This window comes from Mesorhizobium sp. M7A.F.Ca.CA.002.05.1.1 (assembly GCF_003998335.1).
In the GTDB taxonomy this organism is placed as follows: domain Bacteria; phylum Pseudomonadota; class Alphaproteobacteria; order Rhizobiales; family Rhizobiaceae; genus Mesorhizobium.
Window position 1 is genome coordinate 1 of sequence record NZ_RZQI01000435.1, and the last position, 4,915, is coordinate 4,915.

General features: G+C 62.5%; 5 protein-coding genes. 1 reads left to right on the forward strand and 4 read right to left on the reverse strand.

The genetic code is table 11. The annotated features are described in order from the left end of the window. From EN939_RS20810 to EN939_RS20825, 4 genes are all read right to left on the reverse strand, one after another. Positions 1-129 (reverse strand): SDR family NAD(P)-dependent oxidoreductase (locus EN939_RS20810; protein ID WP_127269480.1); only part of this gene is annotated, 129 nt, incomplete at its 3' end. 68 nt (positions 130-197) lie between these two features. Then, complete coding sequence (locus EN939_RS20815; protein WP_127269481.1) at positions 198-1,709, reverse strand: UxaA family hydrolase; 1,512 nt, start codon at positions 1,707-1,709, stop codon at positions 198-200. Positions 1,710-1,944: 235 nt separating this feature from the next. After that, positions 1,945-2,274 carry an L-rhamnose mutarotase gene (locus EN939_RS20820; RefSeq protein ID WP_127269482.1) on the reverse strand — a complete coding sequence of 110 codons (330 nt, stop codon included), beginning with the start codon at positions 2,272-2,274 and terminating at the stop codon, positions 1,945-1,947. Positions 2,275-2,293: 19 nt separating this feature from the next. Continuing rightward, positions 2,294-2,968, reverse strand: coding sequence for a GntR family transcriptional regulator (locus EN939_RS20825; RefSeq protein WP_127269483.1), 675 nt, complete (start codon positions 2,966-2,968; stop codon positions 2,294-2,296). A 339-nt stretch (positions 2,969-3,307) separates the two neighbouring features. On the opposite strand from EN939_RS20825, the gene EN939_RS20830 reads away from it, so the two are divergent. Next, the gene (locus tag EN939_RS20830) at positions 3,308-4,810 is read left to right on the forward strand and encodes a sugar ABC transporter ATP-binding protein (protein ID WP_127269484.1); all 1,503 of its coding nucleotides are present in this window, start codon (positions 3,308-3,310) and stop codon (positions 4,808-4,810) included. The last annotated feature ends 105 nt before the right edge of the window (positions 4,811-4,915 follow it).

The window sequence follows — 4,915 nt, forward strand, 5'->3', positions numbered from 1 at the left end:
GGCCTCATCGAGGTCCCACAAGGTTACCGTCGCGCCGGAGGCGACGAAACGTCTGGCCATCGCAAAGCCGAGGCCCTGGGCGCCGCCGGTGACCACAGCGTGCTGGCCGTCAAGATCGATCCTGTTCATGTCGAGCGGTTCTTTCCGTTTGAGCTACTTCCGGGATAAAGGCCGGCCTGCGCAGGCGGGCGATATCGCTACATGGTTGCGCCAAGGCTCCATGGCACGAACTCGTTGTCGCCATAGCCGAGCGCTTCCGACCTGGTGCGCCCGCCGGATGCGACGCGCAGGATCTCGGCGAAGATTTCCTCGCCCTTCTCGGCCAGCGAGACGCCGTCCAGTATGTCTCCGCAATTGATGTCCATGTCCTCGCGCATCTGCTCGAAGATAAAGGTGTTGGAGGCAAGCTTGATCGAGGGCGTCGGCTTGCAGCCGAAGGCCGAACCGCGGCCGGTGGTGAAGCACAATATGTTGGCGCCGCCGGCGACCTGCCCGGTGGCCGAGACCGGATCGTAGCCAGGCGTATCCATGAAGACGAGGCCGCGCTCGTTGATCGGCTCGGCATATTCCAGCACTGCGCGCAGATTGGTGGTGCCGCCCTTGGCGGAGGCGCCGAGCGATTTCTCCAGGATGGTCGTCAGCCCACCCAGCTTGTTGCCGGGCGAAGGGTTGTTGTTCATCTCCATGTCGTGCCTGGCGGTATAATCCTCCCACCAGCGGATGCGCTCGATCAGCTTTTCACCCACCGCGCGGCTCTCGGCGCGCAAGGCGAGAAGATGTTCGGCGCCATAGATTTCGGGCGTCTCCGAGAGCACGGCCGTGCCGCCTTGCCCGACAAGCAGGTCCACCGCAGCACCCAGTGCCGGATTGGCGCTGATGCCGGAGTAACCGTCCGATCCGCCGCATTGCAGTGCTAGCACCAGTTCGGAGGCTGGTTGCGGCGTCCTTTCGGCGGCGTTCACCGTAGGCAGCATGTCGACGATCGCCTTAACGCCGGCCTCGACTGTCTTTCGCGTGCCGCCGGTTTCCTGGATCGTCATCGTGCGGAAAATCGTGCTCTCCTCGATGTTGTACGACTGCATCCAGCGCGGAATCTGGAACGCTTCGCAGCCGAGCCCGACCATCAGCACGCCGCCGACATTGGGGTTCGTGGCAAAGCCCCATTGCGTGCGCTTCAGCAGGTCGTAAGCGGGACCCTTGGTGTCGATGCCGCAGCCAGTGCCGTGGACGAGTGCGATGATGCCGTCGATATTGGGATAGTCGCGCAGGATGCCAGACCGGTTGACCTCGTCGGTGATGAACCGGGCGACGCTGGCAGAGCAATTCACTGACGTCAGGACGGCGATGAAGTTGCGCGTGCCGACCTTGCCGCTCGGCCGACGGTAACCCATGAAGGTGGCCCGCTCGGCCTCGGCAACGATCTCGGTTTGCCTGGTATTGGTGCCGAAGACGTAGTCGCGTTCGAAATTGCGCAGATACACATTGTGCTCGTGAACCCAGTCGCCGGCGACGATGGGTTCCCGCGCAAAGCCAATGGTCTGGCCGTATTTCACGATCGGGTCGTCCGAGCCGATGTCGCGCAGGGCCATCTTATGCCCGCGCGGTATGCGCGCCTTCGCTGCCACGTCCCCGGCTTTGTCGCCGATCTTCAACGGATCGACCGCCAGAAGAATGTTGTCTGTATCCGACAGCTTGATGAACCGTGCCATGACCCAAACTCTGAAAAGGCTCTCCCCGACAAGGAGCGTCGAGAGGCAAAAGTGATTTGGAATACTAATATAATAGAATGTCAGTGGTCAAGGTGCGGTTGCGAAAGGCCTGGACTGCAGGGCGTTGCGGCGGATCGGTCAGGTGAGTGGCGTGCGATGAGAGCGCCTTGCGGCGCAGTTTGAGGGCGGCAAACGGCTGGATGAAACAACGGATCGCCGCCCGGCCGGGACACGGTCAGTCGAGATGGAAGACCTCTTCCATCGCCGCCCACCATTCGCCGTCGGCGCGCGTCGGCAGTGGCGTCTGCATGGGGTCGCACAGCTCCCACCATTTGCGCATCGCCGGCGACTCGCCCATTCGCGCCGCATCCTTGGCGAAGTCGCTGCCGTGATACTCCCAGCAGGCGAACAGAAGGTTCTCCGGTTCGCGCAGGAAGATCGAATAGTTGCGGATGTTGGCGCCGCTGATGACCTCGAGGACGTCGGGCCAGACAGCGGCGTGGACGCGCCTGTAGTCCGCGATCGCCTCTGCTTTCACGCCGATACAAAGTCCCATTCTTTGCATGCCGGTGGCTCGCAGGGCTTCAGTCGAGAAGGTCGGCGGCGACTTCGAGCGTGTTGCGGAACGACGTCTCGAGATGGTGTTCCATCGCTTGCGCCGCACCCTCGGCGTCGTGGCGCTTCAGCGCGTCGAAAATGGCCTCGTGCTGCTCGATCGTCTGTTCGCCATAGCCCGGCTTGGGGATGGCGAGATAGCGGCCGCGATCCATCTGTGCCTTTGAGATGTCGACGGCTCTCCAGATCATCGGCAGGCCGCAGATCTCGGCGATGGTGCGGTGAAAGACATCGTCGAGCTGTATCGCGGTGGCATATCTGCCTCGCGATATGGCGAGCCGGTGCGCCGCCATGTTGTCTTCCAGCAATTCGCTGGCGGCCGGTGTGAACTTGGCGGCCGCGCGTCGGGCGCTCTCCATCTCCAGTGCCCGCCGAATGACATAGGCTTCTTCCAGGTCGGCCCGGCTGATCGGAGCGACATAGGTGCCGGTCTGTGCCAAGATCTTGACCAGGCCCTCGTCGCTGATGCGCTTGACCGCTTCGCGCACCGGGGTGCGCGACACCCCCAGGGCCTCCGCGATGGCGACTTCGTTGATGACCTCTCCCGGCTTCAGCTGCCCGACGACGATCAGGTTGCGGATCTTGTGGTAGATCTGATCGCGGAGCGGAAGAGCCCGATTGAGCGTCGAAGGATCCAGGTCCATTGCAAATCCGTATCTTCGTTCACCAGAAATGGCCAGATAATACTAGAATGTCAATCGGAACGCATCCAATGGAAGCGGTCGGGTGTCGGTGGACACGATGTTCATAACGACCGCCGGAAATCCACCTTGCCAGAACTATTATATTAGTGCAATAGTCATCATCCGCGGTGAGAAATTCAACCGCAACCGAGAGCCTGGACTGAGTCGCGTGTTCAAAAGCCCGGACGTTCAAGCCAGTTCGAAGAGGGGTCGAGCTGTGTTGAAGCAGCTATTATACTAAAATATCGATGGCCGATACCGAGGACGATCGGCCGGCCGCCAGGAGGAACCTAGCCAGATATGACTGTCGCCGCCGATTGCGCCTTGGACATGCGAGGCATCAGCAAGACGTTCCCGGGCGTGAAGGCTCTGTCCAACGTCAATTTCGCCGTGAAATTCGGCACCGTTCATGCGGTCGTGGGTGAGAACGGCGCCGGCAAATCGACGCTCATGAAAGTGCTCAACGGGTCCTACGCACCCACCAGCGGCGCAATCAGGGTCGGCGGCGCCGAAGTGCGCATGCGCCGGCCCGCCGATGCCCAGGCGCTGGGCATCCGCATGGTGCATCAGGAAATCAATCTGGTCCCCGACCTGAGCGTCGCCGAAAACGTCTATCTCGGCCGCATGCCGGGCAAGTGGACCTTTCTGCGCAAGGGCGAGATGATCCGGGCTGCAGCCGCCGTCCTCGATGAGCTCGGAGCGGCCATCAACCCGCGTGAACGGCTCGGCAACCTGTCGATCAGCCAGCAGCAGCTCGTCGAGATCGCCAAGGCCTACGCGGCGCAGCCCAGGATCATCGTCCTGGACGAACCGACATCCAGCCTCAGCGAGCATGAGACGGCGGCGTTGTTCCGGATCTTGCGCAAGATGCGCGATGACGGAATCGCCATCATCTATATCAGCCACCGACTGAAGGAGGTGCTCGAAATTGCCGACGAGGTGACTGTGCTGCGCGACGGATCAATGATCGAGACGCGGCCGATCGAAGGCATAAATGCCGCTCACATGATCAGGCTGATGGTCGGTCGCGAAGTCAGCAATGTCTTCCCGAAAAGCCCGGCCGAGATCGGCAAGTCGGTGCTGCGCGTCGAACGCATCAGCGACGGCGCGCGCTTCCGCGATGTCAGCTTCGATGTACGCGCCGGCGAGATACTGGGCTTGACCGGGCTGGTGGGCGCTGGCCGCACCGAGGTCGCCCGCGCGATCTTCGGCCTGTCGCGGCTTGTCGAAGGCACAGTCAGCGTCAACGGACGCGAGGTCTCGATCAACTCGCCATCCCAGGCGGTCAGGGCAGGCATTGCCTATGTTCCGGAAGATCGCAAGGGCGACGGCGTCGTGCCTGGAATGTCGATCCGGGAAAACATCAGCCTGCCCATACTGCGCCGCCTGAGCCGTTTCGGGCGCATCAGCCGCAGCGCCGATCACGCGCTTGCCGCGGACTCGGTCAAGCAGTTTTCGATTTCACCGCCCGACGGCGAACGGCGCATCAGCCTTCTGTCGGGCGGTAACCAGCAGAAGACGGTCATCGCCAAATGGCTTGCCGCCAAGCCCCTGGTCTTGATCCTCGACGAGCCGACGCGGGGCGTCGACGTCGGCGCCAAGGCCGAGATCCACCACATCATTGGCCAGCTCGTCGCAGGCGGCATGGCGGTGGTGATGATCTCCTCGGAACTGCCCGAAATCCTTGGCGTCTGCGACCGCGTGGTGGTGATGCGCGATGGACACGCCTCCGAGCCTCTCCTGCGCAGCGAATTGAGCGAGGAACGCATCATGGCGCTGGCCACGGGGGAGGAGATGGCGTGACCGAAGCGGCCATGGAGATCGGCGGTGTGAACCGCAACGACCGCTTCACGCGTGGCAGCAGGCTTATCGGTGTCCTGTCGAAGGCGGGGCTGGCCTTCGCCATCC